The organism is Pseudofulvibacter geojedonensis (assembly GCF_042675745.1).
Taxonomy (GTDB): domain Bacteria; phylum Bacteroidota; class Bacteroidia; order Flavobacteriales; family Flavobacteriaceae; genus Pseudofulvibacter; species Pseudofulvibacter geojedonensis.
This window is the reverse complement of sequence record NZ_JBHTJM010000009.1, coordinates 212910-238418: the sequence shown is the minus strand read 5'-3', so window position 1 is coordinate 238418 and position 25509 is coordinate 212910. Positions and strand designations below refer to the sequence as shown.

Here is a 25509-nt window from a genome sequence, read left to right as displayed (position 1 = left end):
TATTTAGCTTATTATTAACAAATTACTTGTCTCTATATTCTATAATATCAGCTGGCTGACAATCTAAAGCTTTACAAATAGCTTCTAGTGTAGAAAATCGAATAGCTTTAGCTTTACCGGATTTTAAAATAGAAAGGTTTGCTGTAGTTATCCCAATAATTTCTGCCAATTCTTTGCTTTTCATCTTGCGTTTAGCAAGCATTACATCTAAATTAATTTGTATGGGCATAACTATATAGTTAATTCGTTTTCTTGTTGAATCTCAATTCCTCTTTTAAAAATACTTGATAAAATAAAAATTATGACTGTTAGCAAAATAAAATCAATACTTGCTAAGGGATAAGTAATATTGTATACTTTTTTTAAGTATATCAAATGAATATTAAATAATATGGTTGCAAACCAAAGGTTTATAATAGATGTATTTATTTTATTAAGAACCATTAATAGATTAGAGTTAAAAGGCTGAGAATAATTGATTTTTTTCAGAAATCTAGCCACTAAAAAAATTATATAAGCCTGAATAGCAAGCAATACTATCTTTCCCAATATCATAAAAGAATAATGATTAAAACTTAACTGATAGGCAGCACTTAAATTTAATCCGTTGTATAGGTTTTTTGAAGCTTCGGGGTTAGCAATACTAGCAAAATATGATATGGCAATACCTCCTAACTTTATAATTATTCCAACACATAAAACCCATGCAATGATGTGTAAAACCTTAATTTTTTTTTCTATTTCCATAATTATATAGTTAATTCGTTTTCTTCTTTAGCAGTTTTAGCAATTTTAAATATTTCACTTAACACCATGAAAAATAAGCCTAAGATTAAAGTGATTAAAAACGGACTAGTTCCAAAGCCAAATTCAAATGAACCATGTTTTATTTCTTTGTAAATCATGCTAGGTATTGTGTTTAGGAAGGCTATTATGATTAATGTAATACCTATTTTGTTCATGTTCTGAATAACAGAAGAGTTGAAAACGTTTAATTCGTTAAACTTTTTAATAACGTTTCTAAAAAGATAAATGCAGTAAATAACAAGCATATAAGCGATCATGGGTAAAATAAGTAGTGATTTTGTTGTTGAGGTAAATTCTTCTATATGTAATCCATAAATGCGAAGATTGTATTTTCCTATTAGACTATTATTAAATAATGTAATTCCAATTAGTAAAATAATAAAAGGTAGAGTCATTAAGGAAAGAATCCATAAAAAGTCAATAATAGTTTTTAAAATAGTTAGTTTTCTCATTTTTAATTATTGTTTAACGATAACAAATTTATAAAAATTATTGAAAAACAATAATAAAATATTAAAAAAAGATAATTTAATTTGTTTTCGGTAAGCTAAATGTCTTTGTATATTTGACAAATGTTTCCAGATAAACTACATAAAAAGCTTTTAAACAGGATAGAAAACAGATCATTAAGAGGTTTAGCAACTAGAGATGATTTAATAGATTTTTCCTCTAATGATTATTTGGGGTTTGCCAAGTCAGAAGCTATTTTTAATAAGGCTCACCAGTATTTATTAGATAGTAGCTTAAAAGTTAATGGTGCAACTGGTTCAAGATTGTTGTCTGGTAATTATTCTTTATACAATGAACTAGAAGCAAAATTGTCTAATTATCATAATTCAGAATCAGCTTTATTATTTAATTCTGGGTATAATGCTAATTTAGGTTTGTTTAGTTCTGTACCCCAGCGAGGAGATATTATTTTGTATGATGAATATGCACATGCATCTATTAGAGATGGTATAAAACTATCTAATGCTAAAGCTTATAAGTTTCAGCACAATAATTTAGACGATTTAAGTTCCCAACTCGAGCGCAGTCGAGAGTTCTTTTCTGAAAATGAAATATATGTAGTAACCGAATCGGTTTTTTCGATGGATGGAGATTCTCCAGATTTAAAAGCAATGCTTCAAATAACTAAGAAACATAAAGCTCATTTAATTATTGATGAAGCTCATGCTCTAGGTGTTTTTGATTTCGGGTTAATTCAGCAATTAAGAATAGAAAAAGATGTTTTTGCAAGAATAATGACCTTTGGAAAAGCTTTAGGATGTCACGGAGCTGCTATTCTGGCTTCTAATCAATTAAAAAAATATCTAATTAACTTTTCTAGACCATTTATTTATACTACCGCGATGACTCCTCATAGTTTATCGTTAATAAAAGTTGCTTATAATGAGTTAAATTCAGCAAAAGGGGATCAAAAATTAGAAAACATAATTCAGTTTTTTAAGTCGAAAATAGATGAATTAGGTGTGAGTAAATACTTTATTAATTCTAACTCGGCTATTCAGTCTTGCATTATTTCTGGAAATAAAGAGGTGAAAGATATTTCTAATTTATTATTACAAAATAGCTTTGATGTAAAGCCAATATTGTCTCCAACTGTACCAGAAGGCGAAGAACGTTTGCGTTTTTGTTTGCACATCTATAATACAAAAGAAGAAATAACAAATGTATTAGAGTTACTTTGTAATTTTGTAAAAACTAATTAGTAATTGAAATGAAATGAGTCGTAACAATTTGTTAATGTCTATACGAATGTTTAGTAACGAATTGCATCTGGCCATGAAAAACGATAAAAAGTAAGCAGATGAAATATACATCAGAAATTATTATCAATAAACCTCTAGCAGAGGTTATAGATAAACTAGATAATAAAGATAATATCAAGCATTGGCAAAGAGGGTTGACAAGTGCTGAAGATTTAGAAGGAACTCCAGGGCAAGTAGGAGCTAAAATGAAGTTGAGTTATCAAATGGGAAAACGTAAGATGGAATTAGTAGAGACGATAGTTAAAAATAATTTCCCTTATGAATTTGATGCTACTTACGATGCTAAAGGAGTGCATAATATTCAGAAAAATAAGTTTGAAGCTTTAGATGAAAATACTACTAAGTGGATATCACATTCAGAATTTCAATTTCAAAGTTTCGGTATGAAAGTATTTGGATTTTTAATGCCAAGTGCATTTAAAAAACAATCGATGAAGTATTTGAATGATTTTAAAAGCTTTGTTGAAAACGGAACATCTGTAGCAGAATAAATTTCTTTATGAAACAAAAAAAACTATTTGTAACTGGAATATCTACCGATGTGGGTAAAACGGTAGCTTCTGCGATATTAGTAGAAGCTTTGCAAGCAGATTATTGGAAGCCAGTACAAGCTGGAGATTTACACTATTCAGATACGCATAAGGTTCAAGAGTTAATTTCTAATAATCAATCTATTTTTTATCCCAATTCTTACGCGTTAAATACTCCTATGAGTCCGCATGAATCAGCAAGATTAGATGGAGTTGAAATTCAGTTAGATCAAATAAAAGAACCTACAACAGACAACCATTTGATTATTGAAGGTGCTGGAGGCTTGTTAGTTCCTTTAAACGATTCAGATACAATTCTTGACCTTATTCAGTCAGATTATAAAGTGGTTGTAGTTTCTCGTCATTATTTAGGGAGTATTAATCATACCTTATTGACAATAAAATTACTTCGAGAAAAAGGATTTGAGGTTGTTTTAATTTATAGTGGAGATGAACATAAAAGTACGGAGTTGATTATTGAAAAAATGACTGGTGTAGAAGTAATAGGAAGGATAGAAGATGAGCCGTACTTTGATAAAAATGTAATTAAAGAATACGCCCAAAAGTTTAGAAGTAAACTATGAGTTTAGAACAAAGAGATAAGAAGTACATTTGGCATCCGTTAAAACAGCATCAGTTAAACCCTGATAGTTTAGCTATTATAAAAGCTAAAGGTTGTGTGTTAACAGATGAAGATGGAAATGAGTATATAGATGCTATTTCTTCTTGGTATACTTGTATGTATGGCCATTGCAATGATTACATTACTAATCGAGTTTCTAATCAAATGAAGCAATTAGATCAGGTAATGTTTAGCGATTTTACGCACCAACCAGCTGTTGATTTATCTGAAGAGATGATGAAGTTGTTACCAGATAATCAAGCAAAAATTTTCTTTTCAGAAAACGGATCTACCAGTACAGAAGTTGGTATAAAAATGGCTTTGCAGTATTTCTTTAATCAAGAAAGAAAAAGGAATGTCTTGGTAGCTTTTGAAAACGCTTTTCATGGAGATACATTTGGAGCAATGTCTATTTCTGGTTTATCGGTTTATAATGGTCCTTTTGAAGATTTTTTAATAGACGTTAAGCGTATTCCGGTACCGAATGGGGATAATAATCAGGAAGTTTTAGATCAACTAAAAATTATTTTGAATGAATTTCCTGTTGCAGGTTTTATTTACGAGCCATTAATTCAAGGGGCTGCCGGAATGGTAATGTACGATGCAACTGGGTTGAATGATATCTTACAATTATGTAAAGAACATCAAGTGATAACTATTGCTGATGAAGTGATGACTGGTTTTGGAAAAACAGGTAAAAATTTCGCATCAGATTATTTAGCAATAAAACCAGATGTAATCTGTATGAGCAAAGCCTTAACTGGCGGATTAATGCCTATGGCAATTACTTCTTGTACTCAAGATATTTATGATGCTTTTTTGAGTAATGATATAAGTAAAGGTTTATTTCATTGTCATACCTATTCAGCTAATCCCTTGGCTTGTACAGCTGCTCTAGCAAGTGTAGAATTATTGCAAACCAAAGAAATACAAAGTGCTATTAGTGTTATTGTCAATTCACATAACCAATTTTCTAAGCGAATAGAGAACCATCCAAAAGTAAAATCTACTAGAAGTTTAGGGGTGGTTTTTGCTTTAGACTTAAATACCAATTCAGAGCGTTACGGAGGTTTGCGAGATAAGCTATTAAAGTTTTTTATGGAAAGAGGGGTTTTTTTAAGGCCCTTAGGCAATACCATTTATATTCAGCCTCCTTACATAATTACAGATAAGCAGTTAGAAAAAGTATATAAAACTATAGAAGAAGCATTAGAAATAGTGTAGTTTTGCAGCAAAATTTACTGGAAAGTCACACTGAGCTTGTCGAAGTGTTTTTTTAAGTTATTTTATGAAAAAACCCATTTCCATAACAGCTATATCTTCTTTATCGGCACTAGGTAGTGAACCTGAAAAGATATGGGAAGTTTATAAAACTAATAACCATTATTTACAGCAACGTAAAGCGGCTAATGGAGGTTCTTGGGTAGCAGCATTACCTAAAGAAAGCCAAGAGTTAGTTAAAAACCTACGTTTAGAAGATGATTATTTAGATTTAGATAATTCGGTTATTTTCGCTTTGTTGGTTTCAAGAAATGCTGTTAAAAATGCTAATTGGAAATCGGAAGTGAATTTTGGAGTGAATTTTGGTTCTTCAAGAGGGGCTACTACTTTATTCGAAAAATATCATCAAACTTATTTAGAAAAAGGAACTTCAGAAACCTTGAGTTCACCCACAACAACGCTAGGAAATATTTCTTCTTGGGTGGCGCAAGATTTAAAATCGAAGGGACCAGATATTAGTCATTCAATAACTTGTTCTACAGGATTGCATTCGTTGTTAAATGGAGTAGCTTGGTTGCAATCAGGGATGTCAGATAAGTTTTTAATTGGCGCAAGCGAAGCAGCACTTACTCCGTTTACTATTGCTCAAATGAAAGCTTTAAGAGTATACTCTAAGGAAAAAGATTTATTTCCCTGTAAAGCTTTAGATTTAAGTAAGAGACAAAATACGATGGTATTGGGTGAAGGAGCTGTAGCAGTTTGTTTAGAGAATGAAATTTCAGGAAAAACAATAGCGCTTATTTCAGGCATTGGTTATGCTACCGAAAAATTAGAACATAGCGCTTCAATATCTGCTGAAGCAAATTGTTTTCAAGACTCAATGAAAATGGCATTGCAAAACCATGATGCTTCTGATGTTGATGTAATTATAACTCATACTCCCGGAACTATTCAAGGTGATTTGTCAGAAATAAAAGCTATAGAGAAAGTATTTGGAGATAATTTACCAGCTATAACAACTAATAAATGGAAACTAGGTCATACGTTTGCTACTAGCGGATTGTTGAGTTTAGAAATGGCAATTTTAATGCTTCAAAAGCAAGAATTCATTCCAGTTCCTTATTTAGAGAAACAAAAAAGACCTAGTAAAATTCAAAATATATTAGTTAATGCAGTAGGTTTTGGAGGTAATGCAGTTAGTGTGTTAGTATCTTTACCTAACTAGAGCTATATAAAGTTTATATTCACATTCCTTTTTTATATTTTTGACCTTTAAAACTGATTGACATTATGAGCGAAGTGAGACATAATTGGACAAAAGAAGAAATTTTAGCTATTTACAATAAGCCATTAATGGAGTTATTGTATGAAGCAGCGACTATACATAGAAAAAATCATGATCCTAATGTAGTTCAAGTATCTACTTTATTATCAATAAAAACAGGTGGATGTTCAGAAGATTGTGGTTATTGTCCACAGGCTGCTAGATATCATACAGATATTGAAGGAAATGATTTGATGTCTGTTTCACAAGTAAAAGCTCAAGCCTTACGTGCTAAAGAAGGAGGTAGTTCTCGTGTTTGTATGGGAGCAGCTTGGCGTAATGTTAAAGATGGGCCAGAGTTCGATAATGTATTAGAAATGGTTCGTACTATTAATAAATTAGATATGGAGGTTTGCTGTACCTTAGGTATGGTTACCGAAAATCAAGCTAAGCGTTTAGCAGAAGCAGGATTATATGCCTATAACCATAATTTAGATTCTTCAGAAGAATATTATAAAGAAGTGATTTCTACACGTGGATTTGAAGATCGTTTAGAAACCATAGATAATGTTCGTAAAACAAATGTTACTGTTTGTTCAGGAGGGATTATTGGTATGGGTGAATCTGCAGAAGATAGAGCTGGTATGTTGGTAGCTTTATCAACTTTAGACCCGCAACCAGAATCTACTCCTATTAATGCTTTAGTCGCTGTAGAAGGAACTCCTTTAGAAGATGAAAAACCAGTTGAAATATGGGAAATGATACGTATGGTAGCTACAACTCGTATTGTATTGCCAGAGACTCAGGTGCGTTTATCTGCTGGTAGAACTCAGATGACAAGAGAAGGGCAAGCAATGTGTTTCTTTGCAGGTGCTAACTCAATTTTCGCAGGAGATAAGTTGTTAACTACCCCTAATCCAGACGTAAATGAGGATATGAAAATGTTTGAAAAGCTAGGTCTAAACCCTCAAAAACCTTTCACTAAAAAGGTACAACCTCAAACAGTTGAAGCAAAAGATTCTCAATATCAATCTTTGGGAGAGAAACCAAAATGGACTCGTCCAGATCATAAAATTGAGCGTAACGAAGCAGCTAAAGAAAAGGCTAAAGCTGTTAGAAATATATAACAAGAATTTTTAAAATATTACAATGAAGAAAGTTGTTGTTTTAGCAATGTTGTTATTTGCCACCCTTACACAAGCACAAGTATTTAGCGGTAAAGGTGATCAAAAAATACAAGTTGGCGCAGTATTTCAAGAATATGCAAGAGGAATACAAGCCGTTTTTGATTATGGTTTAGGAGAGAATATCTCTGTAGGTGTAGCAAGTGGTTATGTGTTAGGAGTTGAAGGAGATGTAAAGGTTAAATTTAAAGATGCATTTGATTTAAAAGCTAGATTCAATGCCAATATTGGTAATGTATTGAATATTAGTGATAATTTCGATTTATATCCTGGGCTGCATTTAGGTTTGAAAAATTTTGGAGGACATATAGGTGCTCGTTATTTTTTTACAAGTGGTTTTGGAGTGTATTCAGAGCTTATGGTGCCATTAGCAACCTACGAATCTGATCCAGTAGGATTTGATAAATTAAACAATCAGCTAATGATTGCCTTGGGAGCATCATTTAACTTATAAAGTTATTGCAATTAGAGGAGGTACATAGAGTTTCGTCTATTTCAAAAAAGGTTTTTTTACAAGAATATGTAAAAAAACAGAGGCCTGTAGTAGTAGAGAAGTTTACTGAAGATTGGCCTGCATATTTAAAATGGAATTTTGATTACATTAAAAAAATTGCAGGAGATAAAATAGTTCCTTTATATGATAATAGACCAGTAAATTATAAAGAAGGTTTTAATGAACCTCACACACAGATGAAAATGTCTGATTATATAGATTTACTGCTTAGTAAGCCGACTAATTATAGAATTTTCCTCTACAATTTATTAAAAGAAGTACCTGTATTGCAGGCAGATTTTAAGTTTCCTAAGTTAGGAATGAACTTGTTTAAATCAATGCCAATGCTGTTTTTTGGAGGAACCAATTCATATACCTTTATGCATTTTGATATTGATTTAGCCAATATTTTACATTTTCATTTTCAGGGTAAAAAGAAGTGCATCATTTTTCCTCCAGACCAAACTAAATACCTATATAAAATACCTTATTCGTTAATATCTAGAGAAGATATAAATTTCGATGACCCAGATTATCAAAAGTGGCCAGCTTTAAAGAAAGCTAAAGGTTTTACAGCAGAATTAAATCATGGTGATATGCTGTATATGCCAGAAGGGTATTGGCATTATATGAAATATATCACGCCTGGTTTTTCTATGAGTTTACGTTCATTGGCTAGAAATCCTAAAAATGTATCGAAAGCTATTTATAATATTTTTTTTATGAGATATTACGATAATTTTATGCGCAAGTTAAAAGGAGAAGATTGGTTAAATACAAAGCTTGAAAAGGCAATTAGATATACTCATAAAATTAATCAAATAGATTATTAATAACTTCGTAAATTAAGTGGTTTTCCCAACCTCTGTATTGAAGATAATTGAATATTTTCTTTTGTTGTTCTTGTTTTGTTTTTTGCTGTAAAGCTTCAATTTTCTTTTCACTAATTAAGTATATTTTTTTTATATAATCTTCTTCAGATATTTCTTTAAGAGCAGTTCTTATATTGTATTCAGAAATTTTTCTAAACTTTAATTCTCTTTTTATTCGGATTTTACCCCAATGTTTATGATTGAACTTACCTCTAGCAAAGCTTTTAGCAAACCGCTCTTCGTTTAAATAATTATGTTTTATTAGGTGATAAATAATTTCGTCTATAGCTATAGCTATCATACCTAGGCTTTTAAGTTTGTCTGTCACTTCTTTGTGGCAACGTTCTTGGTAAGCACAGTAATATTCTAGTTTTTTTTTAGCTTCAGATACGGTGTAAGTTTTATTATTCAAAAAAGAAAAAAATGTTAAATTTTTTATATTAATGTTATGTTTTCATTAAGGGTCTAAAGTGTTGATAAGTACACGGTTAGATGTCTAAAAAAATTGTATATTTGAACCGGTTTTACTAATTAATTATCCCAAAAGTATGAAAAAAATAGCTTTGTTGCTACTGCTTTTCTGTGGTTTAATGTCAGCTCAAGTAGGTATTAACACCACTAATCCAAGTAACGCATCAGTCTTACATTTAGAATCTTTAAATGGTTCAGGAACTCATGGTGGTTTTATGCCCCCAAAAGTAACTTTAGCTCAGCGAGCAACAATTCCGGTAACAGCTGCAGATGATGGCATGATGATTTTCCTATCAGATGGCACAACTCGTTGTGTTCAAATTTACAGAGCTTCAAGTTCTGCGTGGGTAGACATGTATTGCATGCCTATTGTAGGAGCATCAATTATTTATTATCAAGATTTTGAAGCCACACCAGCAACTCCAACATTAACTTATACAGGTGGTTCAGGTTCTATGTCTTCAGGTAACGGAATTTTTCCTAGTGCACCAATGTATTCTGAAGGTGCACAGGGTTATCAAGTTAGTAATTCTAACTCTACGTTGTCTTTTGATCCAATAGATTCATCTACATATTCAAACATTGATTTATCATTTGATTTGGCTTCATTTGCTGGTACGTCTGGAAATGGTGCAGATGGTACAGATGTGGTTGAGGTACTGGTAAGTACAGATAATACTACTTGGTCATCAGAAGTAACGATTAATGGTAACAATAATGCTAAGTGGAGTTTTGCAGGATCTGCAGTAGCCTCAGGGGTATACGATGGTGACAATACACCTACAAATTATGCTCCAACAATGGGAGGTAATTTAACTGGGCCAAATGCCTATTCAAAAGTTACATTGTCAAATTTACCAGCGGTAGCTACGTTATATATACAAGTAAGGATGCATAATAATTCTACTAATGAAATTTGGGTTATAGATAATGTAGTTTTAAACTTAAACTAAAATAGGTATGATAAAATATGTATTCATTTTCATGATAGTTAATTTATCATTTTCTCAAGTTGGTATAGGAACAACTACACCTAGTTCGGCAGCAGTATTACATATTGAAACGGCTAATTATATAACTACTAAAGTAGGTGGTTTTATAATGCCCGTAGTAACAGAGGCAGAACAAACTAGTATTCCGGTAACAGCTGCAGATGATGGTTTAATGGTTTTTGTTAGCGATCCAAGTACCGGAAAATGGTGTTGGGATATTTACGATGGAGATCAAGCAGTTTGGAGGAGTATTAATTGTGCTCCTGTGCCAGTATGTAATACGCAAATTTATTTAGAAGATTTCTCAGGATATACTTTAAATACGGGAAGAGATAGAAGGACCAATTCTGGAGATTACCCAGGGGGAGTTACTTGGACTGTTGATGATTCTGCAGCAGATTTTTTAGGGCAAGATAATGACTATGCGTATACCAATGCTACAGGGCAGTTTGAATTAAATAATACAGACGGGCCAGTTTCATTTATTACTCAGGCGGTTACAATTTCTGGATATGCAACAGTGTGTTTTTCTGTAGATATAGATGCTTCTGGTAACTTAGAATACGATCATTCAGATCATTCTACAGACGATACAAATAATCAAAATGATTATGTGAATATAGAATATTCGATAGATGGAGGAGCTTGGCAACTTGTGGCTAATTATGGGGGTAACGGAACAGTAAATCATACATTGGTTGCACCAGCAGTTGCAGATGGTACTTTTCCTACTGGTCAAGTTTCGGTGTCTGGTTTAAGTGGTACAACTTTGGCAATTCGCATTACATCAAATACTTGGGCAAGCGATGAAAAGTTCTTTTATGATAATATATTAATAGAAGGGGGTAATTAATTACTCACAGATTTTTGTAAAAAAGAATAAAAAAAATCCTGTTCGATACGAACAGGATTTTTTTATTTTAATTTATTTCCTTTGTTATCATAAAAATGATACTCAAGATAAGTGTAAGCATCTCTAGGTAATATTTTGATCCATTTTTTATGTTCAAAAAACCATTTTGAACGTATAGATGGAATGCCTTTAGTTAAAAAGGCTGCAATAAAGGGATGTGCGTTTAATGTAACGCTTTTATGACCTTTATTTAATAATTTGTTTAGCTCAGCTGTCATTTTGTTTACTAGAACAATAGGAGCTTCTATTTTATCTCCATTATTTCCGTTAGGATTTGCCTCTAGTGTGTCAATATTTCTTTCTGGCCTCACACGTTGTCTAGTAATTTGTACTAAACCAAATTTACTTGGAGGTAATATTTTGTGTTTAGCTTTATCGTCTGCCATTTCATCTTTTAAGTGTTGAAATAGTGCCTTTCTGTTATCGGCATTAGACATATCAATAAAGTCAACTACAATAATACCGCCCATATCTCTCAAGCGTAGTTGTCTAGCTACCTCTGTAGCTGCAATTAGATTAACCTCAAGAGCTGTTCCTTCTTGACTTTTAGCTTTATTAGAACGGTTACCACTATTAACATCTATTACATGCATAGCTTCTGTGTGTTCTATAACTAAATAGGCTCCTTTGCTTGTAGAAACCGTCTCGCCAAAAGAAGTTTTAATTTGTCTTTCTATGCCAAATTTCTCAAAAATTGGAGTCTGAGATTTGTATAGTTTAACAATAGATTCTTTTTTAGGTGCAATACGTTGCACCGTTTCTTTAATTTGGCCATAAAGTAATTTATCATCAACATGTATAGCTGTAAATGAATCATTAAAAAGGTCTCTTAAAATAGAAGAGGCTCTATTCATTTCGCTTAAAACAGTAGATGGTAATTCTGCTTTATGTAATTTTTTACACATTGCTGTCCACTTGGACAACAAGTCTTGTAAGTCTTTGTCCAGTTCGGCTACTTTTTTGCCTTCTGCCACAGTACGAACGATAATACCAAACCCTTTAGGTTTGATGCTTTGAATCAATTTCTTTAGTCTGCCTTTCTCATTTCTATCGCTAATTTTTTGCGACACCGAAACACGGTCAGAAAAAGGAACTAGTACGATGTATCGTCCAGCTATAGATAGCTCAGAACTCAATCGAGGTCCTTTTGTAGAAATAGGTTCTTTTACAATTTGTACAAGAATAGATTGATTAGATTTTAGTGCATCATTAACAGCACCATCTTTGTCAATCGGTTCTTCAAATGGGAAGTTTTTTAGATCAAAATCTTTTAGTTTACCTGTGCTTACACGTTTAACGAATTTTAATAAAGAAGGAATATTTGGACCTAAGTCATGGTAATGCAAAAAAGCATCTTTTTCATAGCCAACGTTAACGAAAGCTGCGTTTAACCCAGGTACAGTTTTTCTAATTTTTGCTAGAAAAATATCACCAACCGTAAACTGATTGGCGCTGTTTTCTTCTTTATGTAATTCTATTAGTTTTCCATCTTTTAATAAGGCAAAATCAACTTTTGAGGAACTGGATCTAATTATTAATTCTTTGTTCACTCTGTTGTATTTTGTATCCACTACGTTTATAACGCAATAGATGGATTACACAATTTTTTTACAGGTATAATTATCTGTAGGGCAATTTGTTTTAGCCCAATTTCAAGGAACGTTTTAAATAGAAAAAGTAGTTTATGAAAACTACTTTTTCTTGTGACGGTTAGCTCTTCTACGCTTCTTACGCTTATGAGTAGCTACCTTATGTCTTTTTCTTTTTTTACCACTTGGCATAATAAAAGTTTTTTTAGTTAATAATTCGTTTTAGTGTTGTATTACTTTACTTGTACATTGGTTTTTACACCTTCTACAAATGTCTTAGCAGGTTTAAATGCTGGAATGTTGTGAGCAGGTATTTTAATAGTAGTGTTTTTTGAAATGTTTCTACCAGTTTTTTCAGCTCTCGTTTTAATGATAAAACTACCAAATCCTCTTAAATATACATTGTCTCCACTTTCTAGAGAAGTCTTAACTTCCTCCATAAAAGATTCAACAGTTGCTTGTACATCTCCTTTTTCAATCCCTAGCTTTTCTGATATTTTAGCTACGATATCTGCTTTTGTCATTATGTAATTATTTAAATAGTATGTTCAAATTTTTCGGGTTGCAAATATAATAATTAAAATTCCAAATAGAAATGCTAATTGATTAAATTTTAACTAGATAAAAAATTATATTCGCCAAATATACAAGAATATGAATGAAATAGCTAAAAAACTCATTTCGTGGTACTTAGTAAACAAACGCGATATGCCTTGGAGGAATACTACCGATCCGTATAAAATTTGGTTGTCAGAAATTATGTTACAACAGACAAGAGTTGCACAAGGTATGCCTTATTATTTGTCTTTTATTAATGCGTTTCCTACTGTACATGATTTAGCAAAAGCTAATGAAGATGAAGTGCTAAAATTATGGCAAGGCCTTGGGTATTATTCTAGAGCTAGAAACTTACATGCTACAGCAAAATTTGTTAGTAGAGAATTAAACGGATTGTTTCCAAATAATTATAATGGCTTACTCAGCTTAAAAGGTGTTGGAGATTATACAGCCAGTGCTATAGCTTCAATTTGTTTTGGAGAACCTAAAGCAGTTTTAGATGGAAATGTATTTAGAGTCTTGTCTAGAGTTTTTAATATAGATACACCAATAAATGAGTCAATTGGTAAAAAAGAGTTTGCGTTGTTAGCTTCAGAGCTTTTAGATAAAGATAATCCAGCAACTTATAATCAAGCTATCATGGAATTTGGAGCTATACATTGTAAGCCACAAAGCCCATTATGTAATAATTGCATATTAATAGATAGTTGTCAAGCTTATAAGAGTAATAGGGTAAAAGAATTGCCAGTTAAATTAAAAAAAATAAAAATTAAAAAAGTTTATTATAACTACATTGTACCTATAAGTCATAATAACGATACTGTTTTAGTAAAAAGACCCCCAAAAGGAATTTGGGCTAATTTATTTGAATTTCCATTAATAGAATCACCTAAAGAAATTACTCTAAGTCAATTGGTTTTATCAGATAAGTTAAAGCAGTTAGGATTAGAAAGTAATACTCCCGTTTTATATAACGAAAATTCTATTGTACATAAGTTATCTCATAGGCATATATATACCAAGTTTTGGATAATTGATGTTGATGAAATATCTAATAATAAAGTGTCTTTTACTGAAATAGAAAAGTACCCAGTACCAGTTTTAATTGCTAATTTTATTAAAGACTTCTGTAAGAACAATTAAAAAAGTCTTATTTTTGATAAGAGATAGAACTAATATTATGAGCGGAACATTAAATAAAGTAATGCTAATTGGGCATTTAGGTGATGATGTAAAAATGCATTATTTTGAAGGTGGAGGATGTTTAGGTAGGTTTCCCATTGCTACAAACGAAAGCTATACCAATAGGCAAACAGGAGAGAGAGTAACAAATACAGAGTGGCATAATGTAGTAGTTAGAAACAAAGGAGCTGAGGTTTGCGAGAAGTATTTAAAAAAAGGTGATAAAATATATGTAGAGGGACGTTTAAAGACTAGGCAGTGGCAAGCCGAAGATGGAAACACTCGTTATTCAACAGAAATTCATGTTCAGGATTTCACTTTTTTGACTCCTAAAAATGAACATCCAGGAGGTTATCAGGGACAGCAACAGTCTCAACCTGCACAGTCAGATCAACAGCATAGACAATCTAATCAAGCTATACCACAACAACCAATTGGGCAGCAACAAGACGGCGATGATTTACCTTTCTAAAAAGAACGTTTAACTAATTTGATATATAATTGGACCCCGATTCCCAATATTTTGTAATAGGATTTTTATTTATAGCTTCGAGTACCTTAATTGGTTTTGTAGGCTTATTGTTTTTATTGGTATGTTCGGCATTAATTTCGGGTGCAGAAGTAGCTTTTTTTTCGTTAACTCAAATACAATTAGAAGACGAGTCTAACCAATTTAGAAACAGGCAATCTGTAGTTAAACTACTAGCCAACCCTAAAAAGTTACTGGCGACAATTTTGGTTGCTAATAATTTTATCAATATAGCTATAGTACTTTTGTTTGCTAATTTGTTTAATCCTTTTTTTGAGAGCATAAATGTTAAGTTTGATATTTTAGGATGGTTTGTTATAAAACTCGCTACCGTATTAAAAGTAGGTGTAGCTACATTTTTAATTTTATTATTCGGAGAAATTCTTCCTAAAGTATACGCTAGTAGAAATAACGAAAAGTTTTCTGGTTTTATGGCTAAACCTTTGTTAGTTATGACTAGGTTTTTTAGGATTTTTAGTTATCCTATGCAAACAACATCAACATTCTTAGAAAAAAGATTAGCTAAAACAAAGTCTAATATTAGTGTAAATGAATTGTCACAAGCTTTAGAGCTTACTTGTGAAAAAGATACAACTGTAGAAGAACAGAAGATGTTAGAAGGTATAGTCTCTTTTGGTAATACAGACACAAGTCAAGTTATGTGTCCTCGAATTGATATTTTTGCATTAGACATACAAGATTCGTTTACAAATATCATTAAACAAATTACTAAAGCTGGTTTTTCGAGAATACCAGTATATACAGAATCTTTAGATAAAATAGAAGGGGTACTTTATGTTAAAGATTTGCTATCGCACATAGATAAAAACAACTTTAAGTGGCAAAATTTAATTCGCGAACCTTTTTTTGTTCCAGAAAACAAGAAACTAGACGACTTACTGAATGAGTTTCAAGAAAAAAAAGTGCATTTAGCTATTGTGGTAGACGAATATGGCGGAACTTCTGGTGTAGTTTCTTTAGAAGATATTATTGAAGAAATTGTTGGGGATATCAGTGATGAGTTTGACGATGATCATTTAGTTTATTCGCAAATAGATGATAATAATTACGTGTTTGAAGGAAAAACATCATTAAAAGATTTGTATAAAGTTACCAATGTAGATACTGATTTGTTTGAAGAGCACAAAGGCGAGGCCGAGACCATTGCTGGATTTGTATTAGAAATATCTGGAAGCTTTCCTAAAAAAAATGAAAAGATCACCTTTCATGATTATCAGTTTACTGTAGAGTTGTTAGATAAAAAACGAATTAAACAATTAAAGCTAACATTACCAGAGTAATATTAATACTTCATGTTAGTACATTGGCTGCAATTAAAAATCTCCGTACTTTTACACTTTTAAAATTTTGAAGAAGAAAATGGCTAGAGATGAGCAATTAAAAGAACGTTGGAATGAAGTAGTAAACATACTTTCTAATCGTTTTGCAGAAGGAGATGTGTTAGATTTAGATAGTATTATCTATTTAATTGGAGTACAAGAATTAGGACAATTACATAGAAAGTTTAAAAAAGACGAAAAAGTAAACCTAATGCATATAGCAATATGTAGGTTGTTAGAACCGTATGGTTATTATGAGTTCGATTTTATAGATGACGATGGGTGGCCACATTATAATACCTTAGAAGCTTTACCAAATTTAAAAGCTGGAGAGCAAACTATTTTAATGAAAGAGGCTATTGTAAGCTATTTTTTAGAAAAAGAATTGATAGCATAATTTTAAGTTGTAAATTTGCCCCTCGCAAACTAGAGCATGATGATAGATAAGATTAAAGAACTTATTGGAGAAGCAGAAAATTTTAAAGCCCAAACCAAAGAAGAGGTCGAGGCCTATAGAATTAAGTACTTAGGAAAAAAAGGTTTAGTAAAAGACTTTTTTGCTGAATTTAAAAATGTGGCCGATGATCAAAAGAAGGAATTCGGTAATATGGTTAATCAGTTAAAAAATACCGTTTCTGATAAAGTTACTGCCTTAAAAGAAGAGTTTGAGAGCCAAGAAGAAGCAAAAGGTGGTTATGGAGATTTATCTAGACCATCTGAGCCAATAGAACTAGGTTCTAGACATCCAATTTCTTTAGTAAAGAATCAAATCATAGATATTTTTTCTAATATAGGGTTTAATGTTTCAGAAGGACCAGAAATAGAAGATGATTGGCATAACTTTTCTGCATTAAACTTGCCAGAGTACCATCCAGCAAGAGATATGCAGGATACGTTTTTTATTCAAACCAATCCAGATGTATTGTTAAGAACACACACAAGCTCTGTTCAGGTGCGTTATATGGAAGATAATAAACCACCAATTAGAACTATTTCTCCTGGTAGAGTATTTAGAAATGAAGCAATATCATCACGTTCTCACTGTATATTTCATCAGGTAGAAGGTTTGTATATAGATAAAGATGTGTCGTTTGCAGATTTAAAACAAACGCTATTGTATTTCACAAAAGAGATGTTTGGTAAATCTAAAATAAGATTACGCCCGTCTTATTTCCCTTTTACAGAGCCAAGTGCAGAGGTAGATATTTATTGGGGATTAAAAACAGAGACAGATTATAGAATAACTAAAGGTACAGGTTGGTTAGAAATTATGGGTTGTGGAATGGTAGATCCTAATGTTTTAACTAATTGTGGTATCGATCCAAAAGAATATTCAGGTTTTGCTTTTGGTATGGGAATCGAGCGAATAGCAATGTTACTACATCAAATTAGTGATATTAGATTGTTTTACGAGAATGATGCTCGTTTCCTTGAGCAATTTAAATCGGCTTTTTAAGTTTATATACTATCAAAAATATATTTTACATATTGGTTTTATTGTTAGGTTTTGTGTCTTGTAATGAAGATGTATTACCTAAACCAAAAGGGTATTTAAGCTTAGAATACCCAAAACCCATGTACGCCGAAATGAAATCTACCTGCCCATATACTTTCGAGAAAAACATACATGCAGAGATTGAAGCTCCTAAATGGAAGAGTTATTGTGGCCTAAATCTTAATTACCCTAAGTTAAAGGGTAAAATACACATTACCTATTCTCCAATAAATAACAACCTTAAGATGTTGTTGAGAGATGCTCAAAATTTAACTCAAGAGCACACGGTAAAAGCAGATGGTATAGTTACTATTCCATATGAGAATAAAAAACAAAGAGCTTACGGAATGGTATATGATGTTGAAGGCGATGCTGCTTCTGCTTTGCAATTTTATGTAACAGATAGTGTAAATCATTTTCTTTCAGGTTCAATTCATTTTCATGCCAAACCAAATTACGATTCTATTTTGCCAGCTTCAGATTATTTAAAAAAGGATGTTAAAATATTGATGGAAAGTCTTAAATGGAAAGAGTAGTTACTGACATATTTACAGATATATTTTAACCTCGCTTATTTGGCGAGGTTTTTGTTTTTTAATATTGTAACTTTATAAAAAGATTTAAAATTATGATGGGATATTATATAATCGCTGGTGTTTTAGCTTTAGTTAGTATGCTAGTGAGTTCTAGATTAAAAAGTAAATTTAAAAAATATTCTCAGCTGCATTTACGCAACGGAATGAGTGGGGCCGAAATAGCCGAAAAAATGTTAGCAGATCATGGTATTTATGACGTAAAAGTTATATCTACTCCTGGAATGCTAACAGATCATTATAACCCAGCAAATAAAACTGTTAATTTAAGCGAGGGTGTATATAACCAACGCAATGCAGCTGCGGCAGCGGTTGCTGCTCATGAAGTAGGTCATGCTGTGCAACACGCCACTGCTTATTCTTGGTTAACAATGAGATCTAAAATTGTACCAATAGTACAAGTGGCCTCTGGTTTATCTCAATGGGTAATAATGGGAGGCTTTATGCTTTCTTTAAGTTCTCCAATGGGTAAAATGGTAATGTTAGCTGGTATTATTTTATTTGGTATTATGGCAGCATTTAGTGTTATCACTTTACCAGTAGAGTACGATGCTAGTAACAGAGCCTTAGCTTGGTTAGAAAACAAACACATGGTAACCCGAGAAGAGCATGCTGGAGCAAAAGACGCATTAAAATGGGCAGCTAGAACTTATTTAGTAGCTGCAATAGGAGCCTTAGCTACTTTAATGTACTTTATCATGCGATTTGCAGGTAGCGACGATTAAACTTTAATATGATATTAACTAATAGGCGACCAAGTTTGGTCGCTTTTTTTGTAGTTTTGAGTTATGGAACAATTTAAATTATTTTTAGAATTAGGTCTAACTCATGTATTAGATATAAATGGGTACGATCATGTATTGTTTTTAATGGTATTGGCAGCTCCTTATTTATTTTCAAATTGGAAAAAAATTTTACTGCTAGTAACAGTTTTTACAGTTGGACATACCTTATCATTAATTTTAGCGGCTTTTGAAGTAGTAAGCGTAAAAAGTAGTTTAGTTGAGTTTTTAATACCCGTTACTATTGGCGTTGCTGCTGTTTATAATATAATAACGGCCGGTAAAAATCAAACGAATGACAAAGTAGGAGTGTTGTTTTTTACTACTTTGTTTTTTGGTGTGATTCATGGTTTAGGGTTTTCTAATTATTTCAGGATGATAATTGGTAGATCAGAAGAAAAAATAGTACCCCTTTTAGAGTTTGCTCTAGGTATAGAAATTGCTCAAGTTTTAATTGTAGTTGCTATGTTAATATTAGCTACTTTATTCCAAACTTTTTTAAGAGTTACAAGAAAAGATTGGGTGCTGGTCGTTTCTTCTATAGTAATAGGTTTAATTATTCCGATGTTGTTAGAGCGCTAAACTTTAACAAATACTTGTTATACAATTTAGTCTGAATTTAGTAGTTTGGTAGCATATATATTATGATAGATAAAAAACAAGAACGTTACGATAAGGCATATTTGCGTATGGCTAAGGAATGGGGAAAGCTTTCCCATTGTAATCGAAAACAAGTTGGCGCAATTATTGTGAAAGATAGAATGATTATTTCTGACGGATACAATGGTACGCCAACCGGATTCGAAAATTATTGCGAAGATGAAGAAGGTTATACCAAGTGGTATGTGTTGCATGCAGAGGCAAATGCGATATTAAAAGTAGCATCGTCTACTCAATCTTGCGTAGGAGCAACCCTGTATATTACCTTATCACCTTGTAAAGAATGTAGTAAGTTGGTTCATCAGGCTGGAATTAAAAGAGTTGTATATCTAGAAGAGTATAAAGACGATTCTGGTATTCGTTTTTTAGAAAAAGCAGGGGTAGTTGTAGAACATTTAGCAGAGATTAAAGAATTGGTTTAAAATAGAAAGTATGGGTTATCAAAAGAAATATTTACCATTAATAATTGGAGTTACCTTAGCAATAGGCTTCTGGTTTGGTGGTTTGTTTCGTTTTGGTAACAACACTCCTTTGTTGGCTTCTGCTAAAAAGCAGAAGTTAAACAGGCTAATTGATTATATAGATTATGAGTACGTAGATGAGGTTGATACAGATAGCATTGTAGATGTAACAGTAAATAAAATTTTAGAGAATTTAGATCCACATTCAGTATACATTCCAGAAAAAAACTTAGCGGCTGTAACAGAGTCTATGAATGGTGAGTTTGTAGGTATTGGTGTTAGTTTTTATTTAAAAAAAGATACCATTTCTGTCATTAAGGCTATACAAGATGGACCAAGTGAAAAAGTAGGAATTAAAGGGGGTGATAAAATATTATTAGCCAATAATGATACCTTGTACGGGAAAAAGTTTTCTAGTGAAGATGTGGTAAAAAAGCTAAAAGGGGAATTGAATTCTGTTGTTGATTTGACTATTTACAGACCTGTTACCGATAGTGTTTTTAAAGTAAGGGTTGAAAGAGATAAAGTACCTATAAAGAGTGTTCCTGTTGCTTATATGTTAGAAGATAGATTAGGCTATATCAAAATCAATCGCTTTGCAGAAACTACTTATAAGGAATTTAAAGAAGAGTTAACGAAGCTACAAAAACAAAACCTTACGCATTTAGTTTTAGATTTAAGAGGGAACCCTGGAGGTTTTTTAGATAGAGCTAACCAAATAATAGACGAATTTTTAGAAGATGATAAACTAATTATGTTTACCAAAAACAAAAAAGGGAACATAGAAAAGTTTTTTGCAACATCTAAAGGTAGTTTTGAAAAAGGGCATGTATATGTGTTAATAGACGAAGATGCAGCTTCAGCAAGTGAAATTGTAGCTGGAGCTTTGCAAGATAATGATAAAGGAACCATTGTTGGTAGGCGTTCTTTTGGAAAAGGACTAGTACAACGTGAAATGCAATTAGGAGATGGAAGTGCAATTCGCTTAACAGTTTCAAGGTATTATACGCCTACGGGTAGGTCTATACAAAAGCCTTATAAAAACCAAAAAGAAGGAGATTATTACGATGATTATGCTGCAAGGTATACCTCTGGAGAATTAACAGACTCAACTAAAATAGAAGTAGCCGATTCATTAAAATTTACTACGCCAAGAGGAAAAGTAGTTTACGGTGGCGGAGGTATTATTCCTGATGTATTTGTACCGATTAAATCCAATGAAGAATACAATAAAGTAGCATTTGGAGTAAAAACCAATATGTTAGATAACTTTGTATTTGATGTTTTAGAGAATAACAGAAAACACTATCATACTTTTTCAAGAATTAGTTTTATTAATGACTTCGAAGTATCAGATAAACTATTACAAGAGTTTAAAGATTATTTACGAATTAAAACCAGAGGTGAGTTAACCGTTACAACTTCTGAACATGATGCTTATATAAAGAGAAGTATTAAAGCAGCTATAGCTGAGCAAATGTTTGATTTAGTTCTTTCTTATCAGATTAAAGATGAAGATGATACTATGATTAACAAGGTTAAAGAGTTGTTAGAAAAATAGACTTGTATTTAAAATATACCACTTCCGTTACTTAGTAAAATCCAAAGAAACATTCCAAAGTAAACCGAAGCTACTATAAACTTAATAAAAGTAGAGGTAAGAAAACCTATAAAAGACCCAAAAGCCGCTTTAAAGGCTCTACTGGAGTCTTTAGAATCGTATAATAATTCTCCAGCTAAGGCTCCTAAAAATGGTCCTATAATAATACCAAAGGGAGGAAAAAAGATAAGACCAACTATTAAACCTATGGTTGTACCAAAAATACCGTATTTAGACCCTCCAAAATGTTTAGTGCCCATAGCAGGAATTATATAGTCTAAAATATAAATACCAATAGCTATAGCCAAGGTAATGCCCAATACCCAATAATTAATTTCAATTCTTTCTGTTAAGTATAGCACTAATAATCCGAACCAACTAGTTAAAGGCCCCGGAAGCACAGGTAAAAAACTACCTACTATACCACCAATCATTAATAAAATACCGATAAGTACTAAAATAATATCCATATAGCTTTTTTTGATAAGACGTTTAAATGTTAAAAAAGTTACATTTTTAAACTAAAAACTTAGTTCAACTAAATTTTTAGTTTATATTTGTTTTAACTAAAAATTTAGTTGAACAAAATAAGTTTACTCAAAATCGAATTGAATTATGAAACAGTTAACCAAGGCGGAAGAAGAAATAATGCAGTATTTATGGCAATTAGAGTTAGCTTCTGTAAAAGAGCTAATAGGTTTGTTTCCAGAGCCAAAGCCTGCATACAATACAGTTTCTACCATTATTAGAATATTAGAAACAAAAGGTTTTGTAGATCATCAACAAAAAGGGAAAGGATACTTGTATTACCCAACAATAACAAAAGAAACTTATAGTAAACAAACTACCCATAGGTTAGTAGAAGGATATTTTCAGGGCTCTTTTAAAAGTATGGTTTCTTTTTTTACTAAGAGTAATGATATTTCTGTAAATGATTTAGAGGCTATTTTAAAAGAAATTCAATCAAAGAAGGGTAAATAAAATAAATTATGGAAACTTATATTATACAAATCATATTGTTTCAGCTAGTTTTCTGGTTGTTTTATGAGGCTTTTTTAAGAAGAGAAACCTTTTTTAATGCTAATAGATCGTATTTGTTAGTAAGCTCAGTTTTGTCACTATTATTACCATTTGTTAAGTTGTCGTTTTTTGCAAATACTGTTCCTGCTTTACAAAAAGCATTAGTAATTCAGTTGCCTGAAATATTAATTGGAGAGCAAGAGCCTGTTAACAGAACTAGAAATATTACTAATGGAGTAGTTCAACTAGTTCCAGAATCATCATCATTATTTTCAATAGAGGTGCTTTGGTATATAGGTATTGGTATTTGCGCATTGTTGTTGTTATATAAAGTATCTAGAATTTATTACTATAAGTATACAAATCCGAACCAATGGAAAGGCAATTACTTGGTGGTATGGATACAGAATTCTAATGAAGCTTTTTCTTTTTTCAATCAAATATTTTTAGGAGATCAGATAGAAAAATCAGAGCAAGAAAGCATTTTGAAACACGAAAAGGTTCACGCTAATGAGTGGCATAGTTTAGACTTATTGTGGTTTGAATTATTAAGAATCATCTTTTGGTTTAATCCGTTAATATATATCTATCAGAAAAGAATTACCGAAGTGCATGAGTTTATAGCAGACAGGAATGCATCTCAAAATCAAAAACACTATTATGAAGATTTGTTAGCCCAAACTTTTGGGGTTACTCAGTTTTCATTAGTCAATCAATTTTATTCATCATCATTAATCAAAAAACGAATTATTATGTTAACCAAACAAAAATCAAAATCAATTAAGCTAGTTAGATACTTTGGGGTTTTACCAATAGTGTTGAGTATGCTTTTTTATGTGTCTTGTTCAGAAGTAGATACAAAAAGCAGTTTAACTAATCAAAAAAAACAAGAGTTTACAGAGAATACTGTTATAAGAGATGTTATAAAAATAATAGAAGATGCTATACCGAATAATATTACCGAAAAAGAAAAGCTGTCACCAGAACAATACAAGGAATTAATTTTTAAGTTGAAAAAATATTATGCAAATAATAAGGCTCAATTAGAGACTATCGATGCAAAAAAATACTTTAATATGAGCATGTTTCTAATATCATCAATTAAGAAAAATAGTCAGGGAGAATTGCATCAAGAAGACCAAGATTTCATGAATTTTGTTATGGCAGAAATGTGTGTGTCTAGTTTATTAGATAATATAGACTCTAAGTATGATGATGATAAAAAGATAAGTTTTGCAACCATGCTTAGACAAGAAAAACTATTGAGTCGTTTAAAAGAATTAAACTATGAATTGCCAAATGAAGAGGAATGGGTAGCTAAATATAAAGAAGCAAAAGCTAAAGAAGAATTAATGAGTGAAGATGTAGATTATGCTACCAATGTAGATGTTCCTTTTGCGGTTTTAGAGAAGTCGCCTGTTTATCCGGGTTGTGATGAAAATGGGACTAGAGAAGAATTAAAAAAATGTTTTTCTCAAAAAATAACAGAATTCGTAGCTAAAGAATTTAATACAAAAATAGGGGAGCAAAATCAATTAACCGGTTTATTAAGAATTGCTGTTGCGTTTAAAATAGATAAAGAAGGTAATATAGTAGAAGTTAGGGCTAGAGCTCCGCATGAAGATTTAGTAGTAGAAGCTAAACGTGTTATAAATTCTTTACCGAAAATGAAACCTGGTATACATAAAGGCAAAGCAGTTACGGTACCGTATGCGTTACCAATAAAGTTTAAAATTAACTAAAGCTATATATTGTTTTTAGAATCAAAATCATCATTAATTAAAAATCGAATATTATGTTATCAAAAGAAAAATCAAAATTAGGTAAGTACTTTACAACCGCTCAATTATCTTTAATAGTATTGTTGTTCATATCTAGCATTTTTATAGTTTCAGCACAAGAAAAGAAAGATGTAGATGTTCCGTTTGCAATTATAGAGAACTCACCTGTTTATCCTGGTTGCAATGAAAATGGATCCAAGAAAGAAATAAAAGATTGTTTATCTCAAAAAATATCAGAATTTGTTGCTCAAAATTTTAATACAAAATTAGCTAAGGAGGAAAGCTTAAAAGGATTGCAAAAAATATGGGTCGCTTTTAAAATAGATAAAGAGGGTAATATTCTTGAAGTTAAAGCACGAGCTCCGCATGAAAGTCTAGCAGTAGAAGCAAGGCGTGTAATGAGTTTGTTGCCTCAAATGAAATCTGGCAAGCACAAAGGAAAATTGGTTACAGTACCTTATTCTTTACCAATTCAATTCATGGTTAAGTAAATAAAAAGTTTTTTATTTATTATAAGTGCTATTTTACAGCTGAATGACAAAATTCGGCTGTAAAATAACAGATAGTTTATACTTGTTAGGTACTTACAATAAAGTAATACAATATTATAAAACTAAGATTTGAAGGAAAAGATAAGCGATTAGATAAAATTGTTGAAGAAAGAATAAGTTATTTCGAAAGAGAAAAATTCATTTAGATGATGAAACTCAATTGAGTAAGTAGTTAGAAGAATACTGTAGATCGATGAGAAATTCGTATTTTTAGGGTCTAAATGACT

30 protein-coding genes are annotated in these 25509 nt (G+C 31.6%); 23 read left to right on the top strand and 7 right to left on the bottom strand.

The features are described 5' to 3' along the window. Positions 1-22: 22 nt before the first annotated feature. Genes ACFQ1O_RS10665 through ACFQ1O_RS10655 form a run of 3 tightly spaced genes read right to left on the bottom strand, consistent with a single transcriptional unit; the run spans position 23 to position 1259 of the window. Positions 23-229, bottom strand: a complete 207-nt coding sequence (locus ACFQ1O_RS10665) for a helix-turn-helix domain-containing protein (RefSeq protein WP_377716008.1) — start codon at positions 227-229, stop codon at positions 23-25. Between the two features lie 2 nt (positions 230-231). Then, on the bottom strand, positions 232-747 hold the full coding sequence (locus tag ACFQ1O_RS10660; protein WP_377716007.1) for a DUF2975 domain-containing protein: 516 nt from the start codon (positions 745-747) through the stop codon (positions 232-234). Between the two features lie 2 nt (positions 748-749). After that, a complete protein-coding gene (locus tag ACFQ1O_RS10655; RefSeq protein ID WP_377716006.1) occupies positions 750-1259 on the bottom strand; it encodes a DUF2975 domain-containing protein in 510 nt (169 codons plus the stop codon). A gap of 120 nt (positions 1260-1379) precedes the next feature. Here ACFQ1O_RS10655 and ACFQ1O_RS10650 point away from each other — a divergent pair, with 120 nt between their 5' ends. The 8 genes from ACFQ1O_RS10650 to ACFQ1O_RS10615 all read left to right on the top strand — a co-directional run bounded on the left by ACFQ1O_RS10650 (position 1380) and on the right by ACFQ1O_RS10615 (position 8726). Continuing rightward, positions 1380-2519, top strand: coding sequence for an aminotransferase class I/II-fold pyridoxal phosphate-dependent enzyme (locus tag ACFQ1O_RS10650; RefSeq protein ID WP_377716005.1), 1140 nt, complete (start codon positions 1380-1382; stop codon positions 2517-2519). Between the two features lie 98 nt (positions 2520-2617). After that, on the top strand, positions 2618-3070 hold the full coding sequence (locus ACFQ1O_RS10645) for an SRPBCC family protein (RefSeq protein ID WP_377716004.1): 453 nt from the start codon (positions 2618-2620) through the stop codon (positions 3068-3070). Between the two features lie 8 nt (positions 3071-3078). Continuing rightward, complete coding sequence (gene bioD, locus ACFQ1O_RS10640; protein WP_377716003.1) at positions 3079-3693, top strand: dethiobiotin synthase; 615 nt, start codon at positions 3079-3081, stop codon at positions 3691-3693. Next, complete coding sequence (gene bioA / locus ACFQ1O_RS10635; protein WP_377716002.1) at positions 3690-4955, top strand: adenosylmethionine--8-amino-7-oxononanoate transaminase; 1266 nt, start codon at positions 3690-3692, stop codon at positions 4953-4955. Before bioD ends, bioA begins: the two co-directional genes overlap by 4 nt. 64 nt (positions 4956-5019) lie before the next feature. Further along, positions 5020-6177 carry a beta-ketoacyl synthase N-terminal-like domain-containing protein gene (locus ACFQ1O_RS10630; RefSeq protein WP_377716001.1) on the top strand — a complete coding sequence of 386 codons (1158 nt, stop codon included), beginning with the start codon at positions 5020-5022 and terminating at the stop codon, positions 6175-6177. 65 nt (positions 6178-6242) lie between these two features. Further along, entirely contained in the window at positions 6243-7343 is a 1101-nt protein-coding gene (bioB, locus tag ACFQ1O_RS10625) for a biotin synthase BioB (RefSeq protein ID WP_377716000.1), read from the top strand. Positions 7344-7365: 22 nt separating this feature from the next. Continuing rightward, positions 7366-7854: a DUF6646 family protein gene (locus tag ACFQ1O_RS10620; protein WP_377715999.1), complete on the top strand. Its 489-nt coding sequence runs from the start codon at positions 7366-7368 to the stop codon at positions 7852-7854. Continuing rightward, on the top strand, positions 7851-8726 hold the full coding sequence (locus ACFQ1O_RS10615; RefSeq protein WP_377716247.1) for a cupin-like domain-containing protein: 876 nt from the start codon (positions 7851-7853) through the stop codon (positions 8724-8726). Before ACFQ1O_RS10620 ends, ACFQ1O_RS10615 begins: the two co-directional genes overlap by 4 nt. Here ACFQ1O_RS10615 and ACFQ1O_RS10610 read toward each other — a convergent pair. Further along, a complete protein-coding gene (locus tag ACFQ1O_RS10610; RefSeq protein ID WP_377715998.1) occupies positions 8707-9177 on the bottom strand; it encodes a regulatory protein RecX in 471 nt (156 codons plus the stop codon). The genes ACFQ1O_RS10615 and ACFQ1O_RS10610 overlap by 20 nt on opposite strands. A 136-nt stretch (positions 9178-9313) precedes the next feature. On the opposite strand from ACFQ1O_RS10610, the gene ACFQ1O_RS10605 reads away from it, so the two are divergent. Together ACFQ1O_RS10605 and ACFQ1O_RS10600 are read left to right on the top strand one after the other, a co-directional pair. Next, positions 9314-10189 carry a hypothetical protein gene (locus ACFQ1O_RS10605; RefSeq protein ID WP_377715997.1) on the top strand — a complete coding sequence of 292 codons (876 nt, stop codon included), beginning with the start codon at positions 9314-9316 and terminating at the stop codon, positions 10187-10189. A gap of 7 nt (positions 10190-10196) precedes the next feature. Beyond that, the gene (locus tag ACFQ1O_RS10600) at positions 10197-11081 is read left to right on the top strand and encodes a hypothetical protein (protein WP_377715996.1); all 885 of its coding nucleotides are present in this window, start codon (positions 10197-10199) and stop codon (positions 11079-11081) included. 62 nt (positions 11082-11143) lie between these two features. Here ACFQ1O_RS10600 and ACFQ1O_RS10595 read toward each other — a convergent pair whose 3' ends face one another. Together ACFQ1O_RS10595 and ACFQ1O_RS10590 are read right to left on the bottom strand one after the other, a co-directional pair. Then, on the bottom strand, positions 11144-12691 hold the full coding sequence (locus ACFQ1O_RS10595; RefSeq protein WP_377716246.1) for an Rne/Rng family ribonuclease: 1548 nt from the start codon (positions 12689-12691) through the stop codon (positions 11144-11146). A gap of 272 nt (positions 12692-12963) precedes the next feature. After that, the gene (locus ACFQ1O_RS10590; RefSeq protein ID WP_377715995.1) at positions 12964-13254 is read right to left on the bottom strand and encodes an HU family DNA-binding protein; all 291 of its coding nucleotides are present in this window, start codon (positions 13252-13254) and stop codon (positions 12964-12966) included. Between the two features lie 130 nt (positions 13255-13384). Between ACFQ1O_RS10590 and mutY the strand changes: the two genes are divergently transcribed. The 10 genes from mutY to ACFQ1O_RS10540 all read left to right on the top strand — a co-directional run bounded on the left by mutY (position 13385) and on the right by ACFQ1O_RS10540 (position 21891). Continuing rightward, on the top strand, positions 13385-14431 hold the full coding sequence (gene mutY / locus ACFQ1O_RS10585) for an A/G-specific adenine glycosylase (protein WP_377715994.1): 1047 nt from the start codon (positions 13385-13387) through the stop codon (positions 14429-14431). A gap of 37 nt (positions 14432-14468) precedes the next feature. Continuing rightward, positions 14469-14942 (top strand): single-stranded DNA-binding protein, encoded by a 474-nt coding sequence (locus ACFQ1O_RS10580; protein ID WP_377715993.1) that lies wholly within the window; start codon positions 14469-14471, stop codon positions 14940-14942. Between the two features lie 29 nt (positions 14943-14971). Then, positions 14972-16300: a gliding motility-associated protein GldE gene (gldE, locus tag ACFQ1O_RS10575; RefSeq protein WP_377715992.1), complete on the top strand. Its 1329-nt coding sequence runs from the start codon at positions 14972-14974 to the stop codon at positions 16298-16300. A gap of 79 nt (positions 16301-16379) precedes the next feature. Continuing rightward, entirely contained in the window at positions 16380-16736 is a 357-nt protein-coding gene (locus tag ACFQ1O_RS10570; protein ID WP_377715991.1) for a hypothetical protein, read from the top strand. Positions 16737-16775: 39 nt separating this feature from the next. Next, positions 16776-17795 (top strand): phenylalanine--tRNA ligase subunit alpha, encoded by a 1020-nt coding sequence (gene pheS / locus ACFQ1O_RS10565; protein WP_377716245.1) that lies wholly within the window; start codon positions 16776-16778, stop codon positions 17793-17795. A gap of 29 nt (positions 17796-17824) precedes the next feature. Then, positions 17825-18370: a gliding motility lipoprotein GldD gene (gene gldD / locus ACFQ1O_RS10560; protein ID WP_449301292.1), complete on the top strand. Its 546-nt coding sequence runs from the start codon at positions 17825-17827 to the stop codon at positions 18368-18370. Between the two features lie 92 nt (positions 18371-18462). After that, positions 18463-19152 carry a zinc metallopeptidase gene (locus ACFQ1O_RS10555; RefSeq protein WP_377715989.1) on the top strand — a complete coding sequence of 230 codons (690 nt, stop codon included), beginning with the start codon at positions 18463-18465 and terminating at the stop codon, positions 19150-19152. A gap of 63 nt (positions 19153-19215) precedes the next feature. After that, a complete protein-coding gene (locus ACFQ1O_RS10550; RefSeq protein ID WP_377715988.1) occupies positions 19216-19791 on the top strand; it encodes a HupE/UreJ family protein in 576 nt (191 codons plus the stop codon). Between the two features lie 62 nt (positions 19792-19853). Next, positions 19854-20291 (top strand): deoxycytidylate deaminase, encoded by a 438-nt coding sequence (locus ACFQ1O_RS10545; RefSeq protein WP_377715987.1) that lies wholly within the window; start codon positions 19854-19856, stop codon positions 20289-20291. Positions 20292-20301: 10 nt separating this feature from the next. Next, the gene (locus tag ACFQ1O_RS10540; protein ID WP_377715986.1) at positions 20302-21891 is read left to right on the top strand and encodes a S41 family peptidase; all 1590 of its coding nucleotides are present in this window, start codon (positions 20302-20304) and stop codon (positions 21889-21891) included. Positions 21892-21899: 8 nt separating this feature from the next. Here the strand turns inward: ACFQ1O_RS10540 and ACFQ1O_RS10535 are convergent, their stop codons facing one another. Continuing rightward, positions 21900-22400: a DUF456 domain-containing protein gene (locus ACFQ1O_RS10535; RefSeq protein WP_377715985.1), complete on the bottom strand. Its 501-nt coding sequence runs from the start codon at positions 22398-22400 to the stop codon at positions 21900-21902. A 145-nt stretch (positions 22401-22545) separates the two neighbouring features. Here ACFQ1O_RS10535 and ACFQ1O_RS10530 point away from each other — a divergent pair, with 145 nt between their 5' ends. From ACFQ1O_RS10530 to ACFQ1O_RS10520, 3 genes are read left to right on the top strand one after another with little or no spacing between them, the layout of a single operon-like run. Then, complete coding sequence (locus ACFQ1O_RS10530; RefSeq protein ID WP_377715984.1) at positions 22546-22911, top strand: BlaI/MecI/CopY family transcriptional regulator; 366 nt, start codon at positions 22546-22548, stop codon at positions 22909-22911. A gap of 8 nt (positions 22912-22919) precedes the next feature. Then, a complete protein-coding gene (locus tag ACFQ1O_RS10525; protein WP_377715983.1) occupies positions 22920-24692 on the top strand; it encodes a M56 family metallopeptidase in 1773 nt (590 codons plus the stop codon). A gap of 53 nt (positions 24693-24745) precedes the next feature. Then, positions 24746-25222 carry a hypothetical protein gene (locus tag ACFQ1O_RS10520; RefSeq protein WP_377715982.1) on the top strand — a complete coding sequence of 159 codons (477 nt, stop codon included), beginning with the start codon at positions 24746-24748 and terminating at the stop codon, positions 25220-25222. The last annotated feature ends 287 nt before the right edge of the window (positions 25223-25509 follow it).

Coding starts and splice junctions, on each gene's coding strand:
- ACFQ1O_RS10665 (WP_377716008.1), bottom strand. CDS start 229: ATGCCCATACAAATTAATTTAGATGTAATGCTTGCTAAACGCAAGATG.
- ACFQ1O_RS10660 (WP_377716007.1), bottom strand. CDS start 747: ATGGAAATAGAAAAAAAAATTAAGGTTTTACACATCATTGCATGGGTT.
- ACFQ1O_RS10655 (WP_377716006.1), bottom strand. CDS start 1,259: ATGAGAAAACTAACTATTTTAAAAACTATTATTGACTTTTTATGGATT.
- ACFQ1O_RS10650 (WP_377716005.1), top strand. CDS start 1,380: ATGTTTCCAGATAAACTACATAAAAAGCTTTTAAACAGGATAGAAAAC.
- ACFQ1O_RS10645 (WP_377716004.1), top strand. CDS start 2,618: ATGAAATATACATCAGAAATTATTATCAATAAACCTCTAGCAGAGGTT.
- bioD (WP_377716003.1), top strand. CDS start 3,079: ATGAAACAAAAAAAACTATTTGTAACTGGAATATCTACCGATGTGGGT.
- bioA (WP_377716002.1), top strand. CDS start 3,690: ATGAGTTTAGAACAAAGAGATAAGAAGTACATTTGGCATCCGTTAAAA.
- ACFQ1O_RS10630 (WP_377716001.1), top strand. CDS start 5,020: ATGAAAAAACCCATTTCCATAACAGCTATATCTTCTTTATCGGCACTA.
- bioB (WP_377716000.1), top strand. CDS start 6,243: ATGAGCGAAGTGAGACATAATTGGACAAAAGAAGAAATTTTAGCTATT.
- ACFQ1O_RS10620 (WP_377715999.1), top strand. CDS start 7,366: ATGAAGAAAGTTGTTGTTTTAGCAATGTTGTTATTTGCCACCCTTACA.
- ACFQ1O_RS10605 (WP_377715997.1), top strand. CDS start 9,314: ATGAAAAAAATAGCTTTGTTGCTACTGCTTTTCTGTGGTTTAATGTCA.
- ACFQ1O_RS10600 (WP_377715996.1), top strand. CDS start 10,197: ATGATAAAATATGTATTCATTTTCATGATAGTTAATTTATCATTTTCT.
- ACFQ1O_RS10590 (WP_377715995.1), bottom strand. CDS start 13,254: ATGACAAAAGCAGATATCGTAGCTAAAATATCAGAAAAGCTAGGGATT.
- mutY (WP_377715994.1), top strand. CDS start 13,385: ATGAATGAAATAGCTAAAAAACTCATTTCGTGGTACTTAGTAAACAAA.
- ACFQ1O_RS10580 (WP_377715993.1), top strand. CDS start 14,469: ATGAGCGGAACATTAAATAAAGTAATGCTAATTGGGCATTTAGGTGAT.
- ACFQ1O_RS10570 (WP_377715991.1), top strand. CDS start 16,380: ATGGCTAGAGATGAGCAATTAAAAGAACGTTGGAATGAAGTAGTAAAC.
- pheS (WP_377716245.1), top strand. CDS start 16,776: ATGATAGATAAGATTAAAGAACTTATTGGAGAAGCAGAAAATTTTAAA.
- ACFQ1O_RS10555 (WP_377715989.1), top strand. CDS start 18,463: ATGATGGGATATTATATAATCGCTGGTGTTTTAGCTTTAGTTAGTATG.
- ACFQ1O_RS10550 (WP_377715988.1), top strand. CDS start 19,216: ATGGAACAATTTAAATTATTTTTAGAATTAGGTCTAACTCATGTATTA.
- ACFQ1O_RS10545 (WP_377715987.1), top strand. CDS start 19,854: ATGATAGATAAAAAACAAGAACGTTACGATAAGGCATATTTGCGTATG.
- ACFQ1O_RS10540 (WP_377715986.1), top strand. CDS start 20,302: ATGGGTTATCAAAAGAAATATTTACCATTAATAATTGGAGTTACCTTA.
- ACFQ1O_RS10535 (WP_377715985.1), bottom strand. CDS start 22,400: ATGGATATTATTTTAGTACTTATCGGTATTTTATTAATGATTGGTGGT.
- ACFQ1O_RS10530 (WP_377715984.1), top strand. CDS start 22,546: ATGAAACAGTTAACCAAGGCGGAAGAAGAAATAATGCAGTATTTATGG.
- ACFQ1O_RS10525 (WP_377715983.1), top strand. CDS start 22,920: ATGGAAACTTATATTATACAAATCATATTGTTTCAGCTAGTTTTCTGG.
- ACFQ1O_RS10520 (WP_377715982.1), top strand. CDS start 24,746: ATGTTATCAAAAGAAAAATCAAAATTAGGTAAGTACTTTACAACCGCT.